This is a genomic window from Eggerthella timonensis, from assembly GCF_900184265.1.
Classification (GTDB): Bacteria; Actinomycetota; Coriobacteriia; order Coriobacteriales; family Eggerthellaceae; genus Eggerthella; species Eggerthella timonensis.
On the sequence record NZ_FXXA01000002.1, the window covers coordinates 2,399,508 to 2,423,919 of the forward strand.

The 24,412-nt window shown below is 61.2% G+C and carries 21 protein-coding genes; 11 read left to right on the plus strand and 10 right to left on the minus strand.

Annotation, left to right across the window (positions count from 1 at the left end):
• The first annotated feature begins 75 nt into the window (after nucleotides 1–75).
• The gene (locus C1A15_RS09955; protein ID WP_101722419.1) at nucleotides 76–2,031 is read left to right on the plus strand and encodes a fructose-1,6-bisphosphatase; all 1,956 of its coding nucleotides are present in this window, start codon (nucleotides 76–78) and stop codon (nucleotides 2,029–2,031) included.
• Between the two features lie 287 nt (nucleotides 2,032–2,318).
• Nucleotides 2,319–3,155 carry a hypothetical protein gene (locus C1A15_RS09960; protein ID WP_101722420.1) on the plus strand — a complete coding sequence of 279 codons (837 nt, stop codon included), beginning with the start codon at nucleotides 2,319–2,321 and terminating at the stop codon, nucleotides 3,153–3,155.
• Nucleotides 3,156–3,160: 5 nt separating this feature from the next.
• Here C1A15_RS09960 and C1A15_RS09965 read toward each other — a convergent pair whose 3' ends face one another.
• Nucleotides 3,161–4,840, minus strand: a complete 1,680-nt coding sequence (locus tag C1A15_RS09965; protein WP_101722421.1) for a SulP family inorganic anion transporter — start codon at nucleotides 4,838–4,840, stop codon at nucleotides 3,161–3,163.
• A gap of 369 nt (nucleotides 4,841–5,209) precedes the next feature.
• On the opposite strand from C1A15_RS09965, the gene C1A15_RS09970 reads away from it, so the two are divergent.
• A complete protein-coding gene (locus C1A15_RS09970) occupies nucleotides 5,210–6,082 on the plus strand; it encodes an aldose 1-epimerase family protein (RefSeq protein WP_101722422.1) in 873 nt (290 codons plus the stop codon).
• A gap of 60 nt (nucleotides 6,083–6,142) precedes the next feature.
• Here C1A15_RS09970 and C1A15_RS09975 read toward each other — a convergent pair whose 3' ends face one another.
• Nucleotides 6,143–7,771, minus strand: coding sequence for an FAD-dependent oxidoreductase (locus tag C1A15_RS09975; protein ID WP_180953147.1), 1,629 nt, complete (start codon nucleotides 7,769–7,771; stop codon nucleotides 6,143–6,145).
• 329 nt (nucleotides 7,772–8,100) lie between these two features.
• Here C1A15_RS09975 and C1A15_RS09980 point away from each other — a divergent pair, with 329 nt between their 5' ends.
• Nucleotides 8,101–9,504: a response regulator transcription factor gene (locus tag C1A15_RS09980; protein WP_101722424.1), complete on the plus strand. Its 1,404-nt coding sequence runs from the start codon at nucleotides 8,101–8,103 to the stop codon at nucleotides 9,502–9,504.
• A 1-nt stretch (nucleotide 9,505) separates the two neighbouring features.
• Nucleotides 9,506–10,084, plus strand: a complete 579-nt coding sequence (locus C1A15_RS09985; protein WP_101722425.1) for a DNA-3-methyladenine glycosylase I — start codon at nucleotides 9,506–9,508, stop codon at nucleotides 10,082–10,084.
• A gap of 104 nt (nucleotides 10,085–10,188) precedes the next feature.
• Here the strand turns inward: C1A15_RS09985 and C1A15_RS09990 are convergent, their stop codons facing one another.
• The 4 genes from C1A15_RS09990 to C1A15_RS10005 form a co-directional block, all read right to left on the minus strand.
• Nucleotides 10,189–11,832: a restriction endonuclease gene (locus tag C1A15_RS09990; protein WP_101722426.1), complete on the minus strand. Its 1,644-nt coding sequence runs from the start codon at nucleotides 11,830–11,832 to the stop codon at nucleotides 10,189–10,191.
• 96 nt (nucleotides 11,833–11,928) lie between these two features.
• The gene (locus C1A15_RS09995; RefSeq protein WP_101722427.1) at nucleotides 11,929–12,144 is read right to left on the minus strand and encodes a hypothetical protein; all 216 of its coding nucleotides are present in this window, start codon (nucleotides 12,142–12,144) and stop codon (nucleotides 11,929–11,931) included.
• Between the two features lie 290 nt (nucleotides 12,145–12,434).
• Nucleotides 12,435–13,397, minus strand: a complete 963-nt coding sequence (locus C1A15_RS16830) for a hypothetical protein (RefSeq protein ID WP_146001845.1) — start codon at nucleotides 13,395–13,397, stop codon at nucleotides 12,435–12,437.
• Nucleotides 13,398–13,490: 93 nt separating this feature from the next.
• Nucleotides 13,491–14,459: a LysR family transcriptional regulator gene (locus tag C1A15_RS10005; protein ID WP_101722429.1), complete on the minus strand. Its 969-nt coding sequence runs from the start codon at nucleotides 14,457–14,459 to the stop codon at nucleotides 13,491–13,493.
• A 121-nt stretch (nucleotides 14,460–14,580) separates the two neighbouring features.
• Here C1A15_RS10005 and C1A15_RS10010 point away from each other — a divergent pair, with 121 nt between their 5' ends.
• The 3 genes from C1A15_RS10010 to C1A15_RS10020 all read left to right on the plus strand — a co-directional run bounded on the left by C1A15_RS10010 (nucleotide 14,581) and on the right by C1A15_RS10020 (nucleotide 17,782).
• The gene (locus C1A15_RS10010) at nucleotides 14,581–15,411 is read left to right on the plus strand and encodes an SDR family oxidoreductase (RefSeq protein ID WP_101722430.1); all 831 of its coding nucleotides are present in this window, start codon (nucleotides 14,581–14,583) and stop codon (nucleotides 15,409–15,411) included.
• Nucleotides 15,412–15,535: 124 nt separating this feature from the next.
• The gene (locus tag C1A15_RS10015; RefSeq protein ID WP_101722431.1) at nucleotides 15,536–16,513 is read left to right on the plus strand and encodes an aldo/keto reductase; all 978 of its coding nucleotides are present in this window, start codon (nucleotides 15,536–15,538) and stop codon (nucleotides 16,511–16,513) included.
• A gap of 213 nt (nucleotides 16,514–16,726) precedes the next feature.
• Nucleotides 16,727–17,782, plus strand: coding sequence for an Abi family protein (locus tag C1A15_RS10020; protein ID WP_101722432.1), 1,056 nt, complete (start codon nucleotides 16,727–16,729; stop codon nucleotides 17,780–17,782).
• Here the strand turns inward: C1A15_RS10020 and C1A15_RS10025 are convergent.
• Nucleotides 17,779–19,326, minus strand: a complete 1,548-nt coding sequence (locus tag C1A15_RS10025; protein ID WP_101722433.1) for a flavocytochrome c — start codon at nucleotides 19,324–19,326, stop codon at nucleotides 17,779–17,781. The genes C1A15_RS10020 and C1A15_RS10025 overlap by 4 nt on opposite strands.
• Before the next feature lie 139 nt (nucleotides 19,327–19,465).
• Nucleotides 19,466–20,482, minus strand: coding sequence for a helix-turn-helix transcriptional regulator (locus C1A15_RS10030; protein WP_180953066.1), 1,017 nt, complete (start codon nucleotides 20,480–20,482; stop codon nucleotides 19,466–19,468).
• Nucleotides 20,483–20,537: 55 nt separating this feature from the next.
• Between C1A15_RS10030 and C1A15_RS17015 the strand changes: the two genes are divergently transcribed.
• On the plus strand, nucleotides 20,538–20,750 hold the full coding sequence (locus C1A15_RS17015; protein WP_180953067.1) for a hypothetical protein: 213 nt from the start codon (nucleotides 20,538–20,540) through the stop codon (nucleotides 20,748–20,750).
• Nucleotides 20,751–20,912: 162 nt separating this feature from the next.
• On the opposite strand, the gene guaA is transcribed toward C1A15_RS17015, so the two are convergent.
• Both guaA and C1A15_RS10040 read right to left on the minus strand, forming a co-directional pair.
• Nucleotides 20,913–21,896, minus strand: a complete 984-nt coding sequence (guaA, locus tag C1A15_RS10035; protein ID WP_101722435.1) for a glutamine-hydrolyzing GMP synthase — start codon at nucleotides 21,894–21,896, stop codon at nucleotides 20,913–20,915.
• Between the two features lie 96 nt (nucleotides 21,897–21,992).
• Complete coding sequence (locus C1A15_RS10040) at nucleotides 21,993–22,388, minus strand: metallopeptidase family protein (RefSeq protein WP_101722436.1); 396 nt, start codon at nucleotides 22,386–22,388, stop codon at nucleotides 21,993–21,995.
• A gap of 595 nt (nucleotides 22,389–22,983) precedes the next feature.
• Between C1A15_RS10040 and C1A15_RS10045 the strand changes: the two genes are divergently transcribed.
• Together C1A15_RS10045 and C1A15_RS10050 are read left to right on the plus strand one after the other, a co-directional pair.
• Nucleotides 22,984–23,379, plus strand: coding sequence for a PadR family transcriptional regulator (locus tag C1A15_RS10045; protein ID WP_101722437.1), 396 nt, complete (start codon nucleotides 22,984–22,986; stop codon nucleotides 23,377–23,379).
• Nucleotides 23,366–24,355, plus strand: coding sequence for an HAAS signaling domain-containing protein (locus tag C1A15_RS10050; protein ID WP_101722438.1), 990 nt, complete (start codon nucleotides 23,366–23,368; stop codon nucleotides 24,353–24,355). Before C1A15_RS10045 ends, C1A15_RS10050 begins: the two co-directional genes overlap by 14 nt.
• Nucleotides 24,356–24,412 lie beyond the last annotated feature (57 nt).

The following is a 24,412-nucleotide window of genomic DNA, read 5'->3' on the forward strand; positions in this document are numbered from 1 at the left end:
GCTGTTCGGCGCGCCGCATATGCGGGTATCATAGCGTCAACGTCAAGCTGCACGGACCCTCAAGGAGGCTCGCTCATGGATGTGACGGAAAAGCGGTACCTGGAACTTCTCTCGCGGTCGTTTCCCACGGCCGCCAAGGCGTCGGCGGAGATCATCAACCTCAGCGCCATCCTGAACCTCCCGAAGGGCACCGAGTTCTTCGCGTCCGACATCCACGGCGAGTACGAGGCGTTCTCGCACATCCTGCGCAATGGCTCGGGGTCCATCCGCCTCAAGATCGACGACGTGTTCGGCGATGCCTTGAGCGAGGGGGAGAAGCGCTCGCTGGCCACCCTCATTTACTACCCGCGCGAGAAGATGGAGCTCGTGCTGTCCCAGACGGACGACCCGCAAGGCTGGTACGAGGCCGTGCTGCCGCTCCTCGTGGCCGTCTGCAAGCGCGCTGCTCAGAAGTACACGCGTTCCCGCGTGCGCAAGGCGCTGCCGCGCGACTTCGCCTACATCATCGAGGAACTGATGACGGAGAACAGCCAGGGCGCGGACAAGCAAGCCTACTATGCGGCCATCATCGACGCGGTCATCCGCACCAATCGCGTGGGTGCGCTCATCGAGGCCCTCTGCTTGCTCATCCAGCGTCTGGCCATCGATCATTTGCACATCATCGGCGACATCTACGACCGCGGGCCCTACCCCGACGTCATCATGGACACCCTCCAGGGCTACCATTCGCTCGACATCCAGTGGGGCAACCATGACATCGTGTGGATGGGCGCCTCGCTCGGCCAGCGCGGCTGCATCGCGCACGTGGTGCGCAACTGCGCCCGCTACGGCAACCTCTCCATACTGGAAGACGCCTACGGCATCAACATCCTGCCGCTCGCCTCGTTTGCGCTCGACGCCTACAAGGACGACCCGTGCGTCGGCTTCGGCCTCAAGGGCAACCCGGACCTGTCCGCGCAGGAGCTGGAGATGAACGTCAAGATCCAGAAGGCCATGGCCATCATCCAGTTCAAGGTGGAAGCGCGCCTCATCGACGAGAACCCCGGCTTCGGCCTCGACGACCGCAAGCTTCTGGACAAGATCGACTACGAACGGGGCACGGTGCTGCTCGACGGCACGGAGTACGCGCTCACCGACACGGTGTTCCCCACGGTGGACCCGGCCGACCCCTACCGCATGACGCCCGAGGAAGAGGAGGTCATGCAGCGGCTCGAGCAGGCGTTCACGGGTTGCGAGAAGCTGCAGCGCCACATGCGCTTCTTCCTGGAGGCGGGCAGCCTCTACAAGGTGTACAACGGCAACCTGCTGTTCCATGCGTGCGTGCCGTTGAACGCCGACGGGTCGCTCATGGAGACGGAGGTGTTCGGCGAGAAGTACCGGGGCCGCGCGCTGTACGACGTCATGGAGCGCTACGTGCGCGCCGCGTTCTTCGACTCCGACCCCGAGATGCGCAAGCGCGGACGCGACCTCTTGTGGTATATGTGGCTGGGCGAGGGCTCGCCCCTGTTCGCGAAGAGCAAGATGGCCACGTTCGAGATCTACCTGATCGCCGAGAAGGACGCGCGCAAGGAGGTCAAGAACCCGTTCTACTCGTACCTGAACGACGAGCGCGCGATGGCCGGCATCTTCGAGGATTTCGGCATGGATCCCGAGGCGTCGCGCATCGTGTGCGGGCACGTGCCCGTGAAGGTGAAGGACGGCGAGGACCCGGTGAAGTGCAACGGGCGGGTGCTCACCATCGACGGCGGCTTTTCGAAGGCCTACCAGCCCACCACGGGTATCGCCGGCTACACGCTGATCTCGAACTCCTACGGGTTCATCCTGGCCGCGCACGAGCCGCTCGAGTCGATGCGCGCCGCCGTGGTGAACGAGCTGGACATCCATTCGTCCCGCAGCGTGGTCGAGCGCGTGGACAAGCGCACGCTCGTGGCCGATACCGACACGGGGGTCGAGCTCAAGCAGCAGATAGCCGATTTGGAGAAGCTGCTCGCGGCGTACCGTCGCGGCGAGATCGCCGAGAAGGGGGAGTAGGGAAGATCGAGCAAGCGCCCCTGCGGTCCTCGCGTGTTTCCGGCTGAGGGCCGAGGGTCGCCATTCTCGATCGATCGGAATACGGTAATGAATTCGGAATTTTTTTGCGATATAGTACCGAAACTTGCGGCTTCCTGCCCGAAACCCGCGTTTCGACTGCCTGATGACCGGTTTTCGGGCCGGAATCGCGCCCTCGGGAAGGATTTCGGTGCGTTGCCCGCCCGTTACGGTAAAATATCGGAAATTTCCCTCGATTTTATTACCGTGTACCGCGAAAGGGGCTCCGTATGATCTTTCAGCAGCTTGAAAGCGCCCTCGCCCAGCTCCAGGAGGCGCGTGCGCGATACATGTTCGAGCTCGAGGAGATGCCCGACGGCAAGCTCGTCCATGTGAAGGCGGCCGATGGCGAGCGCTATTACGTCGAGGTGCGCGACGGCGAGCATGCCGTACGGCGCGGCATCACGCGGCGGCCGGAGCTCGTGGCGACCTACGCGCGCAAGGAGTACCTGCGCAAGGCCTTGGCCGTCATCGACCACGACGTGCGCACGCTCGAGCGCGCCGTGCGCCGCTACAAGCGCTTCGACCCCGAGGAGGTGGTAGGAAGCCTGTCCTCGGCCTACCGGGATCTGCCTCTCGACGCGTTCTACCACCCCCTTGTGGATATGGTGGCCCTCTCCCTCGACTCGACCGACGAGCAGCGTATCGCTTCCCATGCGCAATGGGGCGCCGAGGCGCTCGAGCCGAGCGGCTACCTGATCGAGGGTCGCACCCTGCGCACGTCGCGAGGCGAGCGCATGCGCTCGAAAGCCGAGGTCCTCATCGCCGAGACGCTCTACGTCTATGGGATTCCTTTCCGCTACGAGCAGGAGCTCGAAGTGGGCCACATGACCTTCCATCCCGACTTCACGTTCGAGGGCGCGGGCGGCAAGGAATTCTACCTGGAATTCTGCGGCATGATGGACGACCCGGCCTACGTCGAGGGTCACAAGCGCAAGCGCGGCGCCTACGAGGCGGCGGGCATCGTGGAGTGGAGCAACATCATCTATCTCTATTCGAGCGGGAACGATATGGACATGATGCGCGTCGACAGCGTCGTGCGCACCCTCGTCGTCCCTTGGCTTTGAGCCGCCTACGCGCTCGTCGCTTCCTCCTCGTCAAGCATCCGGCGCGCGTAGGCTATGGCATCGTCGATGTTCGCGCGGAAGTGCTCCTCGCCCACGAGGTCCACGAAGCCCGCGCGGCGCATGGTCTTCATCGGCTGCTCGTTGGCGTGCGAGAAGATGAGGTCGACGCCGTTCTCTCGGCAGTACCCGTAGAGGTTCTCGAGCGCGTTCATTCCCGTCGAATCGAGCGACGGCACGCCACGCATGCGGATGATCAGGTACTTCGTGAACTCCTTCACCGAAATGTCGGAGATGCGGTCCGTCATGCCGAAGAACATCGGGCCGTTGATCTCGTACACGCGCACGCTCTCGGGCAGCTCGCGCAGGTGCGTGACCTCGGAGTCCTCGTCGCCGTAGTACTTCCAGCCGCGCACTTCGGTCTCCTCGCTCACCATCTTCATGAACAGGACGACCGTGATCAGCATGCCCACGCCGATGGCTACCACCAGGTCGAACACGATGGTCAACCCGAAGGTGAGCAGCAGCGTGGCGACCGCGCCGCGCGAGGCCGTCGTGCACAGGTGGGCGAAGTTGCGCCAGCCGGACATATTGTAGGCCACGTGCAAAAGGATTGCCGCGATGGTCGGCATGGGGATGAGGGCCGCGTAGGGCATGAAGAACACCAGGACGGCGAGCAGCGCGAGCGCATGCGTCATGCCGGCGACGGGCGTGCGGCCGCCGTTCTTGACGTTCGCGGCGGTGCGCGCGATGGCGCCCGTGGCCGGGATGCCGCCGAACAGCGCCGAGCCGATGTTTCCCACGCCCTGCGCCACCAGCTCCATGTTGCTGCGGTGGTGCGAGCTGATCATGCTGTCGGCCACGACGCAGGACAGAAGCGACTCGATGGCCGCCAGGATGGCGATGGTGATGCCGTTCGGCAGCTGATCGCGGAGGAGGTCGATGCTGAGCTGGGGAATGTGGAGCGCCGGCGGCTCGTTCGTGAGCACGTAGAGGTCGCCGATGGTGCTCACCTGCATGCCGAGGCCGCCGACCATGGCGACGCCGACGACGAGTGCGACCAGGGAACCGGGGATCCGCTTGCTCGCCTTGGGCCACGCGAAGAGGATGGCCAGGCACACCGCCCCTACGAGGAAGGCCTGCCAGTTCACCGTTCCGATGCTCTGGGCGACGGCTTGCAGCTTGTCCATGGTCTCGACGGCGGGCGCGCCGACGGGGAAGGAGAGGCCGAGGAAGTCCTTGACCTGGCCGATGACGAGGGTGATGGCGATGCCCGCCGTGAAGCCGGTGGTGATGGTGAAGGGCACGAAGCGGATGAGCGAGCCCAGCTTGAGAAGCCCCATCAGGATGAGCAGGACGCCTGCGATGACGGTCGCCGCGACGAGGCCGTCGATGCCGTCGGCGGCCACGATGCCCGCGACTATGGTAGCGAACGCGGCGGTGGGCCCCGAGATCTGCACGCGGCTGCCGCCGAGGAAGGCGATAAGGAACCCGGCGACGATGGCCGTGTAGAGACCCTGCTCGGGGTTCACGCCCGAGGCTATGGCGAGCGCGATGGAGAGGGGGAGCGCCACCACGGCCACCATGACGCCCGAGAGGACGTCCTTGGGCAGCTGTCGCTTGAGCTCCTCGGCGCTCGAATGCTTGACGATGCTGAACAGTATCGGTTTGATCTTGTCGCGTTGCACTGGTTTGCTCTTCTCGATTGTCCGACCGCTCGGGGCGCGCGAAAAAACGTTCCGTCCAGGTAGGAAGCCCGGACGGAACGCGAGCGGATTCTATGCGGTTGGGTGCGGTGTTTGTCCTTACGAGGACATTATACCCTCAGATAACGGGAAGGTTGCAAAATGGGCAGAAACCTGCGCGTTCGGCTACCTTCGAGCTCGGATGCGGCCGGATGCCGCTCGTTGCGAATACGACCTTTGCGTAGCGGTACGGTCTTGCTTCGCGCCGCAGCCTCGTTTCGTGCAGCATCTCGAGCATCGCAGGCTCGGGATGCGCGATACTGGACAGGTGGGGAAGTCGCCGGTTTCAAGTAGGAAGGATCGAAGATACCGATGCTGATGCTGAAAAACGATGCGCTGTCGGTTCGCGTCTCGAGCGAGGGCGCCGAGCTGCAGAGCGTCGTGCGCGATGGCGTCGAGCGGATGTGGTCGGGCGACCCTGCGGTGTGGGGTCGTCGGGCACCGCTGCTGTTCCCGCTGATCGGGCGCTTGCGGGATGGCTGGTACGCGAACGGCGGCGAGCGCGTGGACGCGCCGATGCACGGATTCTGCCGCGATAGGCTGTTCGTCGCCGAGCTGGTTTCGAGTACGCAGGCGCGCTTCGAGACGGCTTCGGACGACGGGACGCGGGCCGTCTACCCCTTCGACTTCCGCCTGCGCGTGGACTTCTCGCTCGAGGGTGCGACCATCGTGAAGACGCATACCGTGGAGAACGCGGGCGACGTTCCGATGCCGTTCGAACTGGGCGGCCACGAGGCGTACGCGACGCGCCTGCTGCCCGGCGAGAGCATGGCCGACTATTTCGTGCGCTTCGAAGGCGTCGATGCGATCGAGATGTTCGGGCTGGACGAAGCGGGCATCCTCACGCTGCCGAAGATCGAGGTGCCGCTCGAGGACGGCCGCCTGACGAAGACGCCCGAGCAGCTGGGCATCGACACCGTGGTGCTGGAGAACGTCCCGGGGAGCGCGGTCGCGCTAGCGAGCGGCACGAACGGCTACGAGGTCACGGTGGAGTTCCGGGACTTCCCCTACCTGGGCATATGGACGAAGGCGGGTCAGGCCGATGCCCGCTACCTGTGCCTCGAGCCGTGGTCGGCGCTGCCCGATGCGCATTTCTCGCCGCGCGAGCTGGCCGAGAAGCCCGGCGTGCGCGTGCTCGCGCCGGGGGAGCGTACGACGCTGACGTACCGGATGACGTTTCGCTAGGAACGATGCCCGTTGAGGGCCCCGGAGGGCCCTCAACGAGGAGGGAGGGGGAACGGAGCGTTATGCGCCGAGCGTATCCACGGGCTCGTCGAGCATACCGAGAGCCGAGCGGGCCGACAGCACGCCGAACGTCCATGCGCGGCCGTGGGAGCCGCCGGTGATGAACAGGGGATAGTCGTCGCCGTAGTAGGAACCGGACGCGTTTCCTGCGGCGTAGAGGCCGCCCAAGGGCTTGTTGGACTCGTCGAGCACCTCGAGCTTCTCGTTGATGGCGAGGCCCCCGCACGTGGAGAGGACGCTGGGCATGCGCTTGATGGCGTAGAAGGGCGCTTCCTTGATGCCGTTGTAGGTCATGAACGTGCCGTCGACGCCGAAGTCCTCGTCGTAGCCCGCGTCCACCAGCTCGTTGTAGCGAGCTACCGTGGCCACGAGGTTCTCCTTGTCGATGCCGCACTTCTCCGCGAGTTCCTCGATGCTGTCCGCCTCGACGATGGCGCCGCGCTCCAAGGCCGACTTCCAGTCGTTGACCGGATCCGCCGTGCCGCGGCTGTGGCTGTTGGGATGCTTGTAGTCTCCCTGAGGAGCGTGCTGATCCCAATTCTTGTCGATGATCTGGAACGCGGTCATCTCGGGTTGGTAGCGGACTTGGGTCACATGGCTTTGATAGCCGAGGTTCTCGTTTCCGAAGCGCTCGCCGTTCAGGTTCACCCGAAGCCAGGGGATGCCGGAATAGGGGGCGTTTCCTTCAGGCATCCAGGTGGGATCGAAGTGCATCATCATGGTATGGGGAGCGGGATCGATGGAGGCGCCTGCCCACATGCCCATCTTCTGGCCGTCGCCCGTGTTGCACGGCGCGCCGTGCATGCTTTGCACGCCGAGCATGAGGGGGCAATAGGCTTCGAGCATCTCCTTGTCGTCGGACGTGTCACCCGTGCATAGGATGACGCCCTTCGAGGCGTTCACTTTAACGTAGCCTACCTTGCTCTCGCCGATCACGCCGGTGACGCGCCCGGTTTCGTCTTGGACAAGCTGAACGGCGGGGGTGTTGTAGCGAACGTCGGCGCCTGCGGCCACGGCTTTGTCGGCGACTGCGTTCAGAAGCTTCTTGAACTGCTCGTAGCGCGTGGCCATGTCGTTGTTGACGTACCAGCCGTACGTGTGGCCGGAACCTTGCATAACGGGGGTGAATTCGGGCGTTTGGCGGATGATGTAGTCGACCACCTCGCCGCTGCGTCGCAAGAAGGTTTGAACGACCTTGGGATTGTCGCGGCCGTTCGACAGGTTGGCGAAGTCGTTGTATATCTGCGCAAGGTCGTAGGTTTGCCCGGCGTCGAGGAACATCTGGGAATTGTAGGCGGCGACGCACCACCCGTTGGTGATGACCTGGTCGAGCTTTTGCAGGACGACGACCTTGGCGCCGCTTTGCGCGGCGGCCATGGCGCACGTGGTGCCCGAGGAGCCGAAACCCACCACGCAGATATCGGTATCGACGGTTTCGACGATGTCCGCATCGCTGATGGGGACGGGCTTGGTCTCCCAGCTCCAACGCACCCCCTCTGCCGCGCTCGCGTCAGCTTCGGCCGATGCCTTGCCGCTCGGAGCGCAGCCGACCATGCTCGTGACGGCGGCGCCCGCTACGGCGGCAGCGGCTCCGGTCAAGAAGTTGCGCCGCGAAATGTTCTGTTCCATGCTCGATCCTTTCTCGATGCGCGTCCACTGCGGGTTTCCGACGTCGGACGCTCCCTCTCCTTTGCTCGAAACGATGCCTGCGTGTGCCAACGGCATCGCTGTCGTCGCTGAAACCATACAAGCTCGGTCGAAGCTCGCCATCCTCCTCCGCGCTTGGAAGGAGGGGGATATTCGGGAGAGGGATATCCCCCTTGCCTCATATAGAGGGGGGATATTGGTTGATTGAGCGGCGTTCTTCGTGTTGCAGCGCTATAATTCCCTCGCAGAGAGGGTTTGGCGGGGGATTGTTGCGCAGGAAGGGGAAGGCGCATGCGAGCGGGGAATGCGATATGAAAGCGAAACGGTTCGCGGGCTTCAAGGAGCGCTTCATCGAGATGCCCTTCGCCTTCACGGGCATGGGGCTTTTCCGCGTGTGGACGGAAACGGTGTACTCCAACGGCGCCATCGCGTTCCCGGCGCAAGACCAGACAGGTTTCGGGTTCGCCGCCTTCAACATGATAGCCGCTGCCGTTCTTCTCGGTGCGGCTGCCTGCTCGCGTCGAATCGCGCCCTTGCACGGCAAGCCGGGGATCCCCCTCGTCACTGGCATCTGTCTGGTGGTTTCCGCATGCATGAATTTTTCGAGCATGTACATCCCGGAGCTGGCAGGAGTCTTTGGCGCTCCAGCCGCCATCCTGGGAGCGATCGGCATCGCCTTTATCATCTTGCTATGGTCGGAGCTGTTCGGTTGTTTGAACCCGTTTCGAGTGGCGTTGTACTTTTCCGGCGGGTTGGTCGTCGGGGCCTTGGTGCTGTGGCTTTTCAAAGGGCTTGCCATACCTTGGCTGTGGGTGTGCACGTGTCTCGTCCCCGTCGTCAGCCTGATCTGCCTTCGTCGCGCGTACGCGCTCTTGCCCGACAACGAGCGCCCTCACGCCGCATGGGGCTCTTTCTCTTTCCCCTGGAAGCCGATCGCGATCGTCGCGCTTTACTCTTTCTCCTACGGCATGTGCGAGAGCGTGTTCGGAAGCGAGTTGGGCATTCATTCTGGCTTCGGATGCGTGGCCGCCGCCGGTGCGGTGTACTTGGTCGTCTGCCTGCGCCGCGATCGACTGAGGCTTTCCTTCGCCTATTTCGCAGCATGCCCGCTGCTCCTGGTGTCGCTCGTGCCCTTGGGCTCATGGTTCTCGTTCGGTGGGGAGCTGGCGAGCTTCTGCGCCCTGGGGGCCTACACCTTCGTGCTGATCGTCATCATGGTAGTGCTCAGCAACCTCGCCTATCAATACGGGTTCAACGCGGTATGGCTTTTCGGCATCGAAAGGGCTGTCCGGCTCGTGTCGGTGCAGGCGGGGCTGACGGCGACGGAGGTGCTCCCCGCATCCTCTCTCGGCTATGCGGTGCTGTGCGCCGTCGTCGCCGTGGCCGTCGTGACGGCCACGCTCTTCTTCCTTTCGGAGAAGCAGCTGACGACGCCGTGGGGAGCCGTGTTGAAGAGCTTCAGCGGCCAAAGCTGCGACAATCGCTCGCGTATCGGCGTGAAGTGCGATGAGCTGAGCGAGAAGTTCGGCCTGACGTCGCGCGAGTCGGAGATCCTTACCCTGATCGTTCAAGGAAAGAAGCAGGGGCAGGTGGCAAGGGATCTCTATATCGCGCCGAGCACGGTGAAAACGCACATCAAGCACTTGTATCAGAAGCTGGACGTACATTCGCGCACAGAGCTTTCCGAGCTCGTAGGCGTGGAGTTGGGAGAGTAGCATGGAAGAAAAGACCAGGTGCGCGTGGGCGGGCGATGTCCCCGTCTACGTGGACTACCACGACAACGAGTGGGGCAGGCCCACCCACGACGACCGCGAGCTGTTCGAGCTGCTGGTCCTGGAGGGCGCGCAGGCGGGGCTGTCGTGGCTTACCATCCTCAAGAAGCGCGAGGCGTACCGCGAGGCCTTCGACGGCTTCGACCCTGCCAAAGTGGCGCGCTACGACGAGGCGAAGGTCGAGGAGCTCATGGCGAACGCGGGCATCGTCCGCAACCGACGCAAGATCGAAGCGGCCGTGGCCAACGCGCAGCAGTTCCTGGACGTGGCCCGCGAGTTCGGGAGCTTCGACGCGTTCATCTGGGGGTACGTGGACGGCGAGCCCATCGTGAACCATTGGAAGACCCAAACGGACGTGCCGGCCACCACGCCGCTCTCCGACCGCATCAGCAAGGACCTCAAGAAGCGCGGCTTCAAATTCGTCGGCTCCACCATAGTGTATGCCTATATGCAGTCCATCGGCATGGTGAACGACCACGTGGCGGATTGCTTCGTGCGGGAGGAGCTGGAGGAAACGCTATAAACAAAAGCCCTGTTCTTGCAAACTTGTCTTTTGAGCGGCTGTTCTTGTTTTCGATAGCTAATATATAGCATAAGTATCTAACTCAGAGTCTTCGCAAAGGCCTGTCAGTACAATTGAGCTAGATTGTCTTCAATTTCATTTTGCAGGGTGCGATATTTCCTTTTTACGAGCGCAGATGGGTGTATGCCGTCAGCAATAGCGCTGAGATCATCTCCGTCGATCAAAAGTATGCTCTTTCCTTGACACGCAAGTCGTATCGACTGCTCAACAGCTACCTTGCTGAATCCAGACATGGAAATGATTAGGCCAGTTCTGCATCCTTTCGCATCCATGACGAAAGATAGGTTGCGTAAAGCGGTGACCCCTGTGATCTTAGCCCTGTTTTTACATTCGACCAGCAATATGGTTCCCATGTCCCAAGCATCCTGATTCAGCGACGCGTTCACATAGCAAATGTCTATCTCGCAATCGTCTGCTTTCACCCTTCGGCCCGCCAATAGCCACCCTTCAACAGCGCTGAGCATGTATGCGGCCAGGTTCTCGAGAGCTATGCCTTTATCCGAAGCGGTTGAGACTGTGCAGCTCACGAGCAATTCGCAAAACCTTTCGCAACTGAAGGCCTGCGGCTCAAATGTCAGGGTACCAGGAAGATTCTGACATAAAATCGGCATGATAGCGTTCAGCTGATAAACTCTGTATGGCATTTCAAGCGCAAAACGCCTGGTCAAAGAAGATTCTTCTATGCCCCTCAAAGACTGAGCGGCGTATTCGGCAGACATCAGAAACGATTTGAGAAAGGTGTCTTCATCGACAATGGCTTCACTTGTTTCATAGGGGAGCCTCTCTTTCAGCATTGCCAGAAAGTCTCGATAAATGCTTCGCGCTTCACGTAGGCTCCACTTGCGAATGTAAATCGAGACGGCGCAGCAATATAAGAGCGCATTGATCCACTCATCCGCAATGGAATAAGGCAAGATATGTATCCCGTAGCCGTAAGCAGGGTTTGTTAGAATCTGTTCGATATCGACTTCCGTCCATCGGTCGACTATGGACGAGTCCGTTTGCTGACTGAGAAAAGGAATTTCACCACTTAGGCAAATTCTTCGGGCACCTTCAAGAAGCAATTCCCACTCGTGTTCATATGGGTTAAAAAACGGTGCTATGATTCTTTTACCCTTGATAGAATTGAGCATGAATGAAGTTGTAATCATTTGATGCTTGAAAAGAACAGGTTCTTCCTGCTCGATCCAAGCTTCCGCAAATTGCTCAAGGGAGAGTAAGCATTCGTTTTTCCCTGGGAAAGCATTCCCTGTCGTCATTACGAGCAATGCAAATTTTTCTTCATAGTCGTGCATCTGGAGGTAATTTGCCTTCGACCACGGCGTCACTGCCCTTGCTATCGGCGCGCACATTTCAAGAAACTCATCGAAACTTTTGTCGTAAAGAATCTCACGGGTTGCTGGCTTTATCGATAAGGCGTTATCAAGATCGTGGCGGATTGCTGTATTTATCGAGAAACTGAAAGACTTTTTGAGCAGAACGTCTTTAAACGTATCAACATCTTCTTCATGTCCATAGAACCCGTATACCTCAGTAAAATTGATGCCTTCTTTTGTTGCGGTTGAGGATTGTTCGTTGCGTAGCTCAGCTATACATTCAATGAAATTCAAAGGGTTCGTCAAAGTGTCTTTTGAGACAAACTGGAACTTCTCTCCATCGTCAAGTACAGCAAGGTACAAGAGTTCCATAATGCTCCTATCCTGAACTTGTAACAATAAATGAGACTAGTAGAAAATGCTCCGATCATATTACCTTATTGATAATAATCTGCTTTTCGGCGAGTGCTACACCAGGTCGAACACAATGGTCAGCCCAAAGGTGAGCGGTAGCGTGGACACCGTGCCGCGCGCGGCCGTTTTGCACGGATGGGTGAAGCTTCGCCAGCCGGACATGTTGTAAGCCACGTACAGCAGGATTGCCGCGATGGTCGGCATGAAGATGATGGCGTATCGAATGGCGTTGAGGAACGGTATCGCGACGTTCTCTTCGATTATCGTCATGTCGTTCGTGAGTGAGGAGAGATAATCGGCGATATTGACCTACGGTAGTGCCCGGTATCGCGTAAAATGATGCTTTTGAATGTTGGCTCTTAAGTCTCTAATGGTGTCGACGACAGGTCTCTTTTCAACGAGGGGACTGGGATTGAAACATAATATGGTTGTGCCAATGCCTTTGCTTGCAAAGAATCAGGGACTTGCTTTTTCTGCCGCTCTCGTCAAGCTCATCTAGAAGTTGATGCGCTTTCGCAGCGAACTGCAATAGTGACAAATGGCTTGCATGCAAAACATGATCAATGCAACTTCATGGTAAAACTAGCAGAAAACAATCCGGTTAGATTTGGATTTCTTTCCCAATTTGGAATACTGTCACCGAACAAGTCCTCGCCCAGTGCAAAGCTGACATCGCAACATGCAGTCGCTATTTCTTTTATAGGCTCGCATAACGTCAGAAACAAATCGAGATAGGCTATTAATTCTCTTTGACCCCAATTCGTATCGATGCTGTATCGTTCGCTCATTAAAATATCGTGTACTAGGCGGTTTCGCATATCGATAAAGAGTTTAAAGCCGTTATCCACATCCTCAGAAAACTCGAAAGACTCTTTCATGATGTTGACCATCGCGCCCAGCGTCTTATGACTCCAATATTCGATAGCCTCATTAATCGTCTCTATTTTGCGGCGTTGCTTGTCTGAGAATGCAAAAACAAACGAATGATTCAGAAACCATTCAATCTCCTGCGACTCCCTGAGAGCCATGCCGAGCATTTGGTAAATAATAGTCTTGATATCAGCTGTTTCTTCATCGATCGGTACCACTTTAGGAAGATCAGGATTGAACTTCCATAGAGCTCTCACTCCAATAGTCCTAGTATGATGCAGACCACTGGAATCGCAGGAGTATACAACGCCATCTAATAAGATTTCTTCAGCTCCTTCCGCTACTCGAAAGGAGGCGCCCAATTCCTTTAAGAGCCATTGGTCTGGATAATATGGCCAAGCGTGAAGCTTCCCGGACTCAATTTTGCTCACCTGCGAGGGAGCATTCTTCCTCGACCATTCAAGAAAACGAGCATCTGCGACTTCTTCTAGATTGTCGGGGATGTCGCAAATCAGCGTAGCTTTGAGATCCTTCGTTTCAAAGTCATTCATATCGCGATCTACTCTGATGGCGCTCCGCTTATTCTTGGCAACCACAAAACAATCTTCGTAGCCATCCGATTCAACGTAATATAGCTTCCATTTCGCAGACATTCAATAGCCTATTCTCACTCGGTAATCGTATACAGATAAAGGGTTCTTTCCTTGCTATGTTTGTGCAGTTCAGAGGGTTGCGAAAGCAATTTCTTATGGGGCTGGGTCACCGGGTGGTACGAATTTGGTACGAATTATGCTCATGGTTTTTTCGCGTGCGATGATCGTGGAGGGCTGCCAATCGAACAGCTCCCTTAAGATCTCGGCGAACTCGGCCACCAGGGCGTTTCCCCTCGCCTTCGGCCAGAAGGCGTAGTACTCGCTCGCCGAGTGCCCATTCGCGTCGTGGAGGGGGATCCGCCTTATGATGCTGCCCGCAGCCTCCGATTTCTCTCGCGATTCCGTCGGGAGCCAGCCGCGGTTTCCCGCCACCATCATGCGGCCTTTGTCCGTGCTTGACGCGCGGATGAGCTCCCCGTCGAAGTTCATCACGTCGCGCCACCAGGAGGCTTCGGTTTCGAAGCGCGATCGCTCGCACACGATAATGCAAGGTAGATCGCAAAGCGCCCCGCAGGTCGCATGGTCGTCCCGGGCGTGCGCGCTCGCCTCGGACACCTCGGCGTAGCGGTAGCACGTTTCAAGATGGACGTTCTCCCAGTCGGGCGAGAGGGATCTGCGCCTGTCGTTGAACACAAGGTCGACCTTGCCTTCGAGGGCGTCGCGGTAGAGCTGGTCGTGGCTGCCGGCGACGGCGGCTACCTCGCATCCGGGGTGCCTGCGGGCGAAGGCGGCAACCGCGCCCGCCACCTCCCAGCCGTCGTAGCGGTTGAGGTACCCCACGGTGAGCCGGCGGGGCTTGCCGTGGGCGACGTCGTAGGCTTCCGCCTCGATCTCCGACAGCTGGGCGAGGACGGTCGCCCCCTTGCGCGCCAGAAGCGCTCCCGCCTGCGTGGGGGAGAAGCGCCTGCCGCGCCGCTCGAGCAGCTCGCAGCCCAGGTTCGTCTCGAGTGCCCTGATCTGCTGGGAGATCGCCGACTGGGATATCCGGCATTCCTCCGCCGCTTTGGTGAAGCTGCCGAGCCTTACCACGGCGCAGAAATAGGCGAGCTGGCGTGAGTCCATGAGGAGCCCTTTCCGGGGATGAATAAGTCTAGCTTATTATACAGGTGCAATAATCGAATTGTTAATTTGATTATTGCGGGATATGCTTACCTCGTGAAAGACGGAGAGGAAGGCAGGTCCTGTGGATAAGAACGTCGTCTTGTGGATGGGCGCGGGGCAGATCGGGATGGCCATCGCGCGGCGCATCGGGTATGGGAAGAAGATCCTCGTGGGGGACAAGGACCCCGCGAACGCCGAGGCCATGGCAAGGGCGATGGGCGAAGCGGGCTTCGATTGCGAATGGACGGAGGCGGATCTCGCCAGCCGCGAGTCCATCTTGGCGTTCATCGAAAGGGGGCGGGGGCTCGGCGGCATCGAGTTTTTCGTCAACGCGGCGGGCGTGTCGCCCAGTCAGGCGCCGGTCGAGGCCATCTTGAGGGTGGACCTGTACGGCACGGCGGTGCTGCTGGAAGAGGTGGGCAGGGTCATCATGTCCGGCGGTGCGGGCGTCACCATCTCTAGCCAGTCGGGCAAGCGCATGCCGCAGCTGAGCGCCGAGGAGGATCGGCTGCTTGCGATCACGCCTTGCGAGGAGCTGCTATCGCTCGACCTGCTTCAGTGCGAAAACGTGCGCGACACGCTGCACGCCTACCAGCTGGCGAAGCGCTGCAACGAGAAGCGCGTCATGCGCGAGGCGGTGCGCTGGGGCGAGCGCGGCGCGCGCATCAACTCCATCAGCCCGGGCATCATCGTGACGCCGCTCGCCGTCGACGAGCTCAACGGCCCGCGCGGCGGTTTCTACAAGAACATGTTCGCCAAATGCCCGGCCGGGCGCGCCGGGACCGCGGACGAGGTGGGCGCGCTCGCCGAGCTGATCATGAGCCCTCGGGGCGCGTTCATCACCGGCAGCGACTTCCTCATCGACGGCGGCGCCACCGCCAGCTACTACTACGGCCCGCTTCGGCCGGAATAGAGACGGCGGATGGGCGACGAGCGACTTGCGCGGAACCGTCTACCAGCCTGCGCTTGTGTATACGACCGACTCGTGCGCTGCCGGCTGATATGGCGAGGGAATTCAAAAAGGGAGGGCGAACAAGATGCAATTACGTAGGTTGGGCAATAGCGGGCTGCGCGTCTCGGCGGTCGGCCTGGGGTGCATGGGCGTCACCCACGCCAGCGGCGCGCCCATGCGCATTGACGAGGGCGCAAAGGTGATACGGGAAGCCTACGAGATGGGCTATACCTTCTTCGACACCGCCGAGTGCTACACGGGCACGTATCCAGACGGCTCCACCGCCTACAACGAGGAGGCGGTGGGCGAGGCTTTGAGGCCTGTGCGGGACGGCGTTGCCATCGCCACCAAGTGCGGCGTCAGGCACGGGGGCGATCGTTTGATTCTGGACAGCAGCCCTGCGGCTATCCGGCGATCGCTCGAGGGCAGCCTGAGGCGTCTGGGGATCGAATGCGTCGACCTGTACTACCAGCACCGCATCGACCCCGAGGTGGAGCCGGAGACGGTGGCAGAAACGATGGCGGAACTGATCAGGGAGGGCAAGATCAAGTCTTGGGGCATCTCGGAAGCAAGCGAGGATTACCTGCGGCGCGCCCATGCGGTCTGCCCGGTCGCCGCCATCCAAAACCGCTACTCGATGATGGCCCGCTGGCATGAGGGGCTGTTTTCCGCGGTGGAGGAGCTCGGCATCGCCTTCGTCGCCTTCTCCCCTATGGCAAACGGTTTTTTGACGGGACGGTACGGCTCGGACAGCACATTCGAGCAGGGAGCGGACTTTCGCAGCGGCATGCCACAGTACACGAAAGAGGGCTTTGAGAAAGGGCGCGATCTGCTGGAGATGCTGAAAGCGATGGCGGGGGAGAAGGGCGCGACGCCGGCGCAAATCTCGCTGTCTTGGATGCTATGCAAGAAACCTTGCATCATCCCCATTCCGGGCAGCAGGAAGCCGGATCGCCTACGTGAGAACCTCGGGGCGGCGGAAATCGCTTTGAGCGACAGCGAGGTCGCCGCGATCGATGCGAAGCTGGACACGATGGATCTGCCGGTATTCGGAGGGCACTGAGCGGCAAGGCATGGCGCTCGTTCGAGCGATGGTTTCCTCCTGATTGCGGGGCGAGGGGGGGTACGTCAACGCGGTCGTCGCGATTGTCTGCGGAATAGCCAGTGAATCTTGACCGGGGCGCCAATGTTCGTGGTAAGATGGCCCCAGTAAGCCCGCCCGGCCTCTCAGCGATGCACACTGGCGGGTTTTCGCCTATTTGAAGGACTTTAGCCCATGGAGTACGCGAAGCCGTTTCTCACGTTCGAGCAGCAGGCCGACCTTCTCATGAAGGATCGAGGCATGGCTGCAGACCGTGACGTGCTCATCCGTCATCTTCAAGATGTGGGCTACTATCGTCTGAGCGGCTACTGGCACCTCTACAAAAAGCGCGACTCCGACGAGTTTTGGGAGGGCACAACGTTCCAACGCGTCTGGGATACCTACGTGTTCGATCGGCAGTTCCGCCTGGTGGTTCTCGACGCGGTAGAGCGCGTCGAGGTTTACATGCGTACGCAGCTCGCGTACCTCCTCGCGGAGCGAACCGGCCCATTCGGCTTCCTCGACAACGCAAACCTCCCCCGTCTCAGCACGGATCGGTACGAGCGGTTCATGGCAAAGTGCAGGGAGGCCTACGAGCGCGCAAGGGGCGGCGAGCCCTTCGCAAAGCACTTCCACGGCGCGTACGGCGACGTGCACGACCTGCCGCCGTACTGGATGCTTGCGAACGTCATGGATTTCGGCATGGTGGTCACGCTCTTCAGGGGCTCTCCTGTGGAGGTCAGGCAGCGCATCGCCGGCGACCTGGGTGTGAGCGCCAAAGTTCTCGACTCGTGGCTCGTGACAGTCAACACCGTACGCAACATCTGCGCCCATCACGGCCGTCTGTGGAACAGGGTTATCGGCAACCCGCCCATGATCCCGAAGGCGTCGGAATGGCACGAGCCCTACGAGGTGGGAAACGCCAAGATGTTCGGCACGCTCACCGTGTTGAGCTATCTGCTTAAGCGCGTCGCCCCCGACGCGGGCTGGCGCAAGCGGCTATTGGACATGGTCCTCGGGCTCTCGTTGCGCAACCAGGAGCGTATGGGCTTTGCGGACGGCTGGCGCACGTGCCCGCTCTGGAAACCGTACCTGCTCACGGCCGAGGGCGGTTCCGCGTCAGGCGCGTGGACGATCCGAACGGGCCGGAGTCTGCGTGCCGATCGAAAAACGACCCTGTCGACGGGATCGACGGCAGGGTCGTTTTCGGAGCGAAGGGCATTTCAATCCCGGTTCGATGCCGGGCTCTAGCACCAGCTTTCCGCTTGGGCTGCGTTCTGGCCTGCCAGGGAGCCGTTGACGAGGCAGTCCGCGATGGAGCACGAGCCGAGCCGGCACGCTCCGTGCACGCCGCCGGTTGCTTCCCCTGCCGCGAACAGGCCTTCGATCGGTTGGAGGGAGATGTCGATGACGCGGCAATCCGCATCGGTTTTCACGCCGCCCATGCAGTGGTGGACTCGGGGCCAAACGCGCGTCACGCAATAGGGAGGCTCTTCGACCGGGAGGGCGTCTTCGGGAATCGCCTTGCCGAAATCCTCGTCGACCTTGTTGGCGACGAACGTGTTGTAGCGGGCTATCTCGGTTTGCAGGGCTTCGAGCGGGATGTCGAACCTTTCGGCGATCTCCTCGATCGAGTCTATCCGCCACGTGCATCCGGCATCGATGCATTTCTCCAGGTACTCCAACGACCATTCCGGCAGATTGCGTTCGTCGACGATCTGGATCAGCGGCTCCTCGTTCGCGAGGATCGCATCGCAGTAGCGCTTTCGGTCGGTCAGCTCGTTCACGATGCGCTTGCCGGTTTGAGGGGCCACGACGGGCCCGTAGGGAAATCCCGCGTCGATGTAGGTGCCGTCGGGGCCGTAGGTCTCAAGGTCGGGGCTGCACCAGGGCCCCAGCTGGATCCAATCCATGTGGACGGCCAGGGCGTCGGCATGCAGGGCCGGCTCCAAAGCCTCCCTGTTCGCGCCGGAGCGATTGGTGTCCCCAACCGTTTCGTCGAGCCTCGGATCGTGCTGCATCCGCCACGCGACATCTCCTCCAAAGCCGCCGGTCGCCAGCACGACCCCTTTCCTCGCTTTGATGTTGATGCATTGCCCGTGGGGGCTGTCGGAGCGTTCCTGGGTCTCGTTGTTCTTCACGACCTTGGCTCCGATGACGCGGCCTTCGTCGTTTTTGACGAGTTCGGTAAGCAGAAGGTGGCATTCGACCTCCAGGCCCTTCGCGTTCGCCTCGGTTCTGAGGGCCCCGACGATCGCGGCGCCCGCGCCCTCCGCTTTGAGCGTGCGGCGGATGGAATGCCCGCCGTAGGGCAGCACCTCGGTTTTGCCCTCGCCGTCTTGCACCCACGTAACGCCAAGGTCGTTCAACCACTCGTAGATGCCGTTCGTGCTCTCCGCGATCGTGCGGCACTTCTCGACGTCGTTGATATACAGGCCCGCCACGAGCATGTCGTTGACGTAGGCGTCGACGGAGTCTTCTATCCCATGCTCTTTTTGCGCCGACGAGCCGCACACGCCGAAATCGCCGTCGCATTTGAGGGAGTTCCCCCCGTCGCTTCCGCGTTTGTCGATGAGCAGCACCTCGGCGCCGGCATCGTGCGCATGCAGGGCTGCGGAGTACCCGGCGAAGCCGCTTCCGACGACGAGGACGTCGGTTTCCCGGTCCCATGCGACCGAGTCGGCATATGCTTCGGATGCGCATGCGGTAATGCTCGCAGAGCCGACGATGCCGGCGCCCAGAAGGGCGCTCCCCTTGAGAAAGCTCCTGCGCGACAAACTCTTCAATCCAGACATTGATCTGCCCCTCTCTCTTTTCGTGCAACCTGTCTTGGCTTCCAATCTCCATCGAGTATTGCAAGTTCTGCCGAAAACAGGGTGCAGAAAGTGAGGGATCTTCGTACCCCATAATGAGGGATTTAGGCATCATGCCTGATCAATTGCTACGAGAGTTCACGAACTTGATAATGTCCTGCCTGTTGTGGATCCCGAGCTTGCGGTAGATACGCTTCGTGTGCGTGCGCACGGTCTCCGGCGATACGTACAGCATCTCGGCTATCGTTTTCGAGGTGTAGCCCTGGGATATCAGCAAGACGATTTCCGTTTCGCGCGCGGTGAGCTCCTTTTCGTCCGCCACGTGCGACAGTATCTCGTAGTTCGAGGTGCTTTTGGCTGATTCGAGGATCGCTTCGCTGAGCGCGGGGGCGTAGCGCACGAAAAACACGAAGGCCACGATGATCAACGCGAAGGCCAGCATCAGGAGCACCTCTTCGCGGTAGGTGGAGACGGCCGCTTCCTCAAGCTGGAGAAGGATGGGGAGCACCGTGCCCACGACGGCCACCATGAGCACGTTGATCGGCAGATACAGTACGCTGAACGCGGTGACGCTCGACACTTGGGAGTTGCGGGCGACGCTTGCCGTGAATATCCAGAGAAGCAGCTTGAAGCACATGAAGCACGCCGCCAAGACAGCCGCCGCCCCCTCTTCGCTGGGAAACGCCCCCAAGGCGGCGGCGAACAGGCATCCGAAGAACGCTACGGCGATAGTCGACCACGCGACGATGAAGGCATGGTCGTGGTTCTTGCTCTGCGAGCTTATGGCAAGCGCCGCAGACAGCAAAACCACGCACGTGATCGAAGTGGAGACCGCCACCCACTGCGTGAAGGGAGCCGTGATCGCGCGGCTGCCGCTGTAGTTGACGAAGTCGTGGGCGAACGCCGCCGTGCAGAAAAAGACGCCGCACACGATGAAGGTGGGGATTTGGGCATTCTCCAAATCGGCCAATCGGCTCGAGGTCGGCGGGTCGCCATCGTCCCTGTTCGCCGAAAGCTGCCACAGTATGCTCGTGATGGGCGGCGTGGCGATTATGATCGCGCTGCCGATGGGCTCGGGCAGCAGGCTGCACAGGGTTATGGCGATTCCCATCGCGAACGAGAGGAGGGGGACCATCATGCCGAATCGAGCGGATTCTTGGATTATCGTACGCCCCCATGCGAAGGTGATGACGATGAACCAGAGTATGGGGGCCGTGCTCGCGCAGAGCCGCGCTATCCAAAATGCCAGGCCTTCGCTTCTGAAGGGGATCAGGAAGAGCGCGACGCCGAGGCTGGCGACAAACGAAAGAGCCGGCACGAGCCAGCTCTTTTCTCTGAAGAGAGATTCGACGCGCTTTCGCTTGGCGAATAAAAGGGCGATGACCGTGACGGCAACGGCGCAGTAGGCGGCGAATGCGGCAAATGCGCCGTTGCTCGTTCCGGCTTGCAGGGAAATGAAGTAGTCGACGCGCGTGATGTCGACCGTCGACCAGTAAAACGCCATCCCGAAGACGATAGTCAGGCAACGAGCGGTATTCGGTCGAGCGGTCGACACTGCTGCGAGACGCCTATTCCCACTCGATGGTGCCGATGGGCTTGGGGGTGAGGTCGTAGCACACGCGGCAGATGCCGGGGACTTCGGCGAGGATCCTGGCGGTGATCTTCTTCAGCAGCGCCCAATCCAGCTCGGGAACCTCCGCCGTCATGGCATCCACCGTGTTCACCGCGCGGATGATGGCGGGCCACTCGAAGGCGCGCACGCCGTCGCGGACGCCGGTGGCGCGGAAGTCGGGGACGCTCACGAAGTACTGCCACACCTTGCCCTCGAGGCCGGCCGCGGCGAACTCGTCGCGCAGGATGGCGTCGGCCTCGCGCAGCGCCTCGAGGCGGTCGCGCGTGATGGCACCGAGGCAGCGCACGCCCAGGCCCGGGCCCGGGAACGGCTGGCGCTCGACCATGCCCTCGGGGAGCCCCAGCTCGCGGCCGATGACGCGCACCTCGTCCTTGTACAGCAGCTTCACGGGCTCGCACAGCTCGAACTGCAGATCGTCGGGCAGGCCGCCCACGTTGTGGTGCGCCTTCACGCCGTCGGACTCCAGGATGTCGGGGTAGATGGTGCCCTGCGCGAGGAAGCTCACCTCGTCGCCCACCTTGCGGGCCTCCTCCTCGAACACGCGGATGAACTCGGCGCCGATGATCTTGCGCTTCGCCTCGGGCTCGGCCACGTCGTCGAGCAGCGCGAGGAAGCGGTCCGTGGCGTCGACGTACACGAGGTTCGCGTCGAGCTGGTTCTGGAACACGTCCACCACCTGCTCGCTCTCGCCCTTGCGCATGAGGCCGTGGTTCACGTGCACGCAGATGAGCTGCTTGCCGATGGCCTTGATCAAGAGCGCCGCCACCACGGACGAGTCCACGCCGCCGGACAGCGCCAGCAGCACCTTCTGGTCGCCTACCTGGGCGCGCACGGCTTCCACTTGCTCGTCGATGAACGCGGTCGCCAGCTCGGGCGTGGTAATTCGCTCCATGTCTTCAGGGCGCTTGTTGGGATCCATTCGGAAGTCCTCCTCGTGTTCGGCAATGATCTGAGGGAATTATACGTGAAATGGTGCGGGTGTATATGCAGGTCGTTTGTTCTTTCGGGAAGTCGCTTAGTATCCCATCTCGTGCAGGCGCGCGTCGTCGATGCCGAAGTAGTGGCCGATCTCGTGCACGACCGTCTTCCCGATCTCCTCGACCACCTCTTCGCGCGAGCCGAAGCAGCGCTCGTGCGGGCCTTTGAACACGGTGATGACATCGGGGATGTCGCCGTCGTAGCCGTCGGCGCGATCAGGCAGCGACACGCCGTCGTACAGGCCCAGCAGCTCGTCGTCCACCATCGAGGCTCCCAGGCAGTCGGGGTCGTCGAGGGCGTCGAGATGGTAGTCGTTCGGTTCGTCCTCCACGACGACGGCCACGTTCTCGAGCGCATCGAGGAACCGTTCGGGAATGCGCTCGAGCGCTTCCTCCACGGCCGATTCGAACTCGCTGTCGGTCATGCGGTGCATGGGCTGCCTCCTTTGCTGACTGGTCGAGTATCGATGATGACGAGTATACCCCATGCGCCTTGCGCGCAGTCGCCCGAGGGCGTCGGAAGCGCTAGCTTATACCTGGCTGTGGGGGATGCTACGGTAAAAGATCTGCAATTATTTCTCGATATATTACCGAATCTTAGGATTACGGTCCGGAGCCTGCCCTCGAACCGCGCAGGAAGCGGCTTTTCATGCTGTATCGGGCGGTTTTCCCGCCTTCGGAGATGGTTTCGGGACCTTGATCGCCCGGTACGGTAAAATATCAGAAAATATTTTCGATTTCATTACCGTGTTTCAAAGAGCAGGGCAGCGTGCGACCCTCCGACGGCTTGTAAGCGCCCTTCGACCTTCGCGCTGCCGCCCGGGTCAATGCGAACCGCGTCGGATCCTCGTCGCATCAGGCCATTCAAAGCTCATCCGGATCGCGCCAATCATCGTCTGCCAGCATGAAATTACAGTTTATAGTGTGTGACGCACATTACCGTGCGATCTATGTTATAGTGTGCAACACACACTATCTGACGCGTCGGCGCAGAGCCGAATCGTCGAGACGGAATCGGAAGGGGGAGGGGTGGCGCACGACGACATCGTATCGAGCATGGTCCTCGAGCTGCGGCGCGGCACGCTGGTCATGCTCGTGCTGAGCCAGCTGCGCGAGCCGGCCTACGGCTACGCGTTGGTGAAATCGCTGGCCGACCACGGCATTCCCATCGAGGCGAACACGCTGTACCCGCTCATGCGGCGCCTCGAGTCGCAGGGGCTGTTGGCAAGCGTTTGGGACAACGGCGGCTCGAAGCCGCGCAAGTACTACCGCACCACCGACGAGGGCCTGCGCGTGCTGCGCGAGGTCGAAGCCCAATGGCGCGTGCTGTGCGGCGGGGTTGACAAGCTGTTGGAAGCCGGGGAGCGCGACGGAGACGCGGCCGCTTTGGCCGAAGGAGAGGACCGGGACCATGTTGAACGATAACGACCTGATCGAGCGCTACCTGTACGCCATCACGCGGCGGCTGCCCGCCAAGCAGCGCGCCGACGTGGCCGAGGAGCTGCGCACGCTCATCTCCGACATGCTCGACGAGCGCTGCGGGAACCTGCCGCCCACGGCGAAGGACGTGCGCGTCGTGCTCACCGAGCTGGGAACCCCCGGCGAGGTGGTGCGCAAGTACACCGCCGACGAGGACGCGTGCCTCATCGGCCAGCCGTACTACGCGCAGTACCTCTACGTGCTGAAGATCGTGCTGGCCTGCGTGGCCGGCGGCATGCTCGTGGCCGGCGCGCTGTCGCTGGCGACGGGCGCGGAGGGCGGCGTGCTCGGAAGCGTGCTCGAAGCGGTCGGCTCGCTGATCGCGGCGCTCGTCTTCGCCTTCGCGTTCGTCACCTTGCTGTTCGCCTTCTTCTCGCGTCGCGGCGTCGACGTGGAGGTGATGGGCTCGCTCGACGATCTGCCGCCCGTACCGCGCGAGTCGAAGAACCCGGCGCGCGGCGACGCGGTGGCCGGGATCGTGTTCTCCATCGTGGGCGCCATCGTGTTCCTGCTGTTCCCCGACGTGCTGAACGCGCTCAGCCATCGCGGCGACGGCGTGCCGTTCGACCCCTTCGATACCGAGGCCATCCGCTCGTCGGCATGGGTCATCATCGCCTGGACGGTCGTGTGCATCGGCGCCGAGAGCTTCAAGCTGGTGGAGGGCCGCTACACGCCCCGTCTGCTGGCCGTCACGCTCGTGAGCAACCTCGTGGTCGCGGCGCTCGCCGTCTTCTGGCTGACGAATTTCCAGCTGGTCGACAGCCAGGCGATCCTCCAGGCGATGCAGGCGTCGGGCGATGCGCCGAACGGGCCTGTGCTCTGGGCGGTGTCAAACGCGCAGATCGCGTTCTGCGGCTTCATCGTGCTCGCGCTCGCGATCGACGCCGTCGACTCGGTCGTGAAGACGGTGCGCGCACGCTGAGGGCGCGCACCGGGCGACGTAGGGCGCGCCCGACCCGAGAGGGAGGCGCGCCCGACG

What these genes read in the sequence shown, in the direction of transcription:
- C1A15_RS09955 (WP_101722419.1), top strand. Translation starts at nt 76, where the DNA reads ATGGATGTGACGGAAAAGCGGTACCTGGAACTTCTCTCGCGGTCGTTT.
- C1A15_RS09960 (WP_101722420.1), top strand. Translation starts at nt 2,319, where the DNA reads ATGATCTTTCAGCAGCTTGAAAGCGCCCTCGCCCAGCTCCAGGAGGCG.
- C1A15_RS09970 (WP_101722422.1), top strand. Translation starts at nt 5,210, where the DNA reads ATGCTGATGCTGAAAAACGATGCGCTGTCGGTTCGCGTCTCGAGCGAG.
- C1A15_RS09975 (WP_180953147.1), bottom strand. Translation starts at nt 7,771, where the DNA reads ATGGAACAGAACATTTCGCGGCGCAACTTCTTGACCGGAGCCGCTGCC.
- C1A15_RS09980 (WP_101722424.1), top strand. Translation starts at nt 8,101, where the DNA reads ATGAAAGCGAAACGGTTCGCGGGCTTCAAGGAGCGCTTCATCGAGATG.
- C1A15_RS09985 (WP_101722425.1), top strand. Translation starts at nt 9,506, where the DNA reads ATGGAAGAAAAGACCAGGTGCGCGTGGGCGGGCGATGTCCCCGTCTAC.
- C1A15_RS09990 (WP_101722426.1), bottom strand. Translation starts at nt 11,832, where the DNA reads ATGGAACTCTTGTACCTTGCTGTACTTGACGATGGAGAGAAGTTCCAG.
- C1A15_RS09995 (WP_101722427.1), bottom strand. Translation starts at nt 12,144, where the DNA reads ATGACGATAATCGAAGAGAACGTCGCGATACCGTTCCTCAACGCCATT.
- C1A15_RS16830 (WP_146001845.1), bottom strand. Translation starts at nt 13,397, where the DNA reads ATGTCTGCGAAATGGAAGCTATATTACGTTGAATCGGATGGCTACGAA.
- C1A15_RS10005 (WP_101722429.1), bottom strand. Translation starts at nt 14,459, where the DNA reads ATGGACTCACGCCAGCTCGCCTATTTCTGCGCCGTGGTAAGGCTCGGC.
- C1A15_RS10015 (WP_101722431.1), top strand. Translation starts at nt 15,536, where the DNA reads ATGCAATTACGTAGGTTGGGCAATAGCGGGCTGCGCGTCTCGGCGGTC.
- C1A15_RS10020 (WP_101722432.1), top strand. Translation starts at nt 16,727, where the DNA reads ATGGAGTACGCGAAGCCGTTTCTCACGTTCGAGCAGCAGGCCGACCTT.
- C1A15_RS10025 (WP_101722433.1), bottom strand. Translation starts at nt 19,326, where the DNA reads ATGTCTGGATTGAAGAGTTTGTCGCGCAGGAGCTTTCTCAAGGGGAGC.
- C1A15_RS10030 (WP_180953066.1), bottom strand. Translation starts at nt 20,482, where the DNA reads ATGATGGTCCCCCTCCTCTCGTTCGCGATGGGAATCGCCATAACCCTG.
- C1A15_RS17015 (WP_180953067.1), top strand. Translation starts at nt 20,538, where the DNA reads ATGAACCAGAGTATGGGGGCCGTGCTCGCGCAGAGCCGCGCTATCCAA.
- guaA (WP_101722435.1), bottom strand. Translation starts at nt 21,896, where the DNA reads ATGGATCCCAACAAGCGCCCTGAAGACATGGAGCGAATTACCACGCCC.
- C1A15_RS10040 (WP_101722436.1), bottom strand. Translation starts at nt 22,388, where the DNA reads ATGCACCGCATGACCGACAGCGAGTTCGAATCGGCCGTGGAGGAAGCG.
- C1A15_RS10050 (WP_101722438.1), top strand. Translation starts at nt 23,366, where the DNA reads ATGTTGAACGATAACGACCTGATCGAGCGCTACCTGTACGCCATCACG.